The 1,632-nt window shown below is 69.7% G+C and carries 2 protein-coding genes; one reads left to right on the top strand and one right to left on the bottom strand.

Translation table 11 applies throughout. From position 1 onward, the window contains the following. On the bottom strand, positions 1-883 hold an 883-nt coding region (locus tag DJ70_RS02260; protein WP_094529746.1), incomplete at its 3' end, for a pyridoxal phosphate-dependent aminotransferase. 148 nt (positions 884-1,031) lie between these two features. On the opposite strand from DJ70_RS02260, the gene DJ70_RS02255 reads away from it, so the two are divergent. Then, positions 1,032-1,523 (top strand): metal-dependent hydrolase, encoded by a 492-nt coding sequence (locus DJ70_RS02255; protein WP_094529745.1) that lies wholly within the window; start codon positions 1,032-1,034, stop codon positions 1,521-1,523. The last annotated feature ends 109 nt before the right edge of the window (positions 1,524-1,632 follow it).

The following is a 1,632-nucleotide window of genomic DNA, read 5'->3' as shown; positions in this document are numbered from 1 at the left end:
CGCCGGCCGCGTCGAGTGCCTCGGTGAACGCGTCGATCCGGCCGGCGAGGCGCTCCCGCGCCTCCGCGTAGTATGCCTCCTCCGTCGCCTCCAGGGCGTGCGAGACGGCGTACTGGGCGGGCCGCGAGCCCGCGACGTTCACGAGCATGTGCCGCGTCTTCGCCGCGCCGACGTGGTCGTCCGGAAGGATCGCGTACCCGACGCGAAAGCCCGTGATCGCCATCGACTTCGAGAAGCCGCTCGTGACGATCACCCGGTCGGAGTCGATCGCGAGCGCCGACTCGAAGGAGCCGGTGTGGTCGAAGCGGTCGTACACCTCGTCGACGACGACGAGCGCGTCGACCTCGGTCGCGATCTCGACGACCTCCCGCACCTTCCCGATGTCGTACACCGCCCCGGTGGGGTTGTTCGGGGTGTTGAGGACGATCAGCGCGGTCTCGGTGCTCGCGGCCTCGCGGACCGCCTCGACGTCGAGGCCGCCGTCGCGCTCGGTCGGAACGAGGGTCGGATCGCCGCCGAGCAGCTCGGTCTTGCCGGGGTAGTACGGGTAGACCGGGTCCATCAACAGCGCCTCGTCGCCGGCGTCGCGCTCCAGCGCCCGCGCCATCCCGAGGTAGTTCGCCTCGCCCGTCCCGTTGGTGAGGACGATCCGGTCGACGTCGACCCCGCGTCGCACCGCGATCGCCTCGCGGAGCTCCCGGATGCCCTCGCTCGGGGGGTACTGGAACTCGGCCGACGGCAGCTCCGCGTACGCCGCGACGGCCTCGCGGAGGGCGGCGGGCGGCTCCCAGTCGGGGTTGCCGCTCACCATGTCGATGACGTCGCGGTCGGCGTCCGCGCCGTACTTCATCACCTGAAAGAACTTGGGCTCCTCGTACTCCATGCCGGATCCAGACGGTCGCCCCCCGTGGCTCTTTCGACGCCGGATCCGGGCGCGTGGAGCGGTCCCGAGCCGGTGCGGTCGGCGCCGGAACCGCGTCGGGTTCGGCGGCGATCCGTGCCTTTTCGGTCGACGCCGCGAGAGACGGGGCATGAACAAACGCGGCCACGTGTTGAACGCGCTGCTGCTCGCCGTCGGGCTCGGGTTCGTGCTCGAGCCGGGCGTCGACGTCGACACCGCCCGGAAGGTCGCCCAGATCACGGTGCCGATCGTGTTGGGCGCGCTCTTTCCCGACGTCGACACCGCCTTCGGCAAACACCGGAAGACGCTCCACAGCCTCCCGGTGCTCGCGGTCGTCTCCGCGTACCCGATCGTCTTCGACAACCTCCACTTCGTCTGGGTCGGCGTGGTGACCCACTACCTGCTGGATCTCCTGGGCAGTCGCCGCGGGATCGCGCTCTTTCACCCGCTCTCGGACAATGAGTTCTCGCTGCCGTTCGGCGTCACCACGAGCAGCAAGTACGCGGACCTCGTGACCGTGATCATCACCGCCCTCGAGATTGCCGCGTTCTGGGCGGTCACCACCTACGTCGTCTCGCTCGACGTGGACCTCTCGTCGGCGACCGCCGGGTTCGGGCTCTGAGCACGGAGCTAACGGGAAGCGGTCTCGTCGAGATCGTCAGCCGCGGACCGTTTTGCCACTCTCAACCGCTCAGTACAGTCCAACCACCGACCGACCGCGGTGGCGCGCC

This window comes from Halorubrum halodurans (assembly GCF_002252985.1).
GTDB lineage: Archaea > Halobacteriota > Halobacteria > Halobacteriales > Haloferacaceae > Halorubrum > Halorubrum halodurans.
The sequence above is the reverse complement of the archived record's forward strand: the minus strand, read 5'-3'. Positions and strand labels throughout refer to the sequence as shown.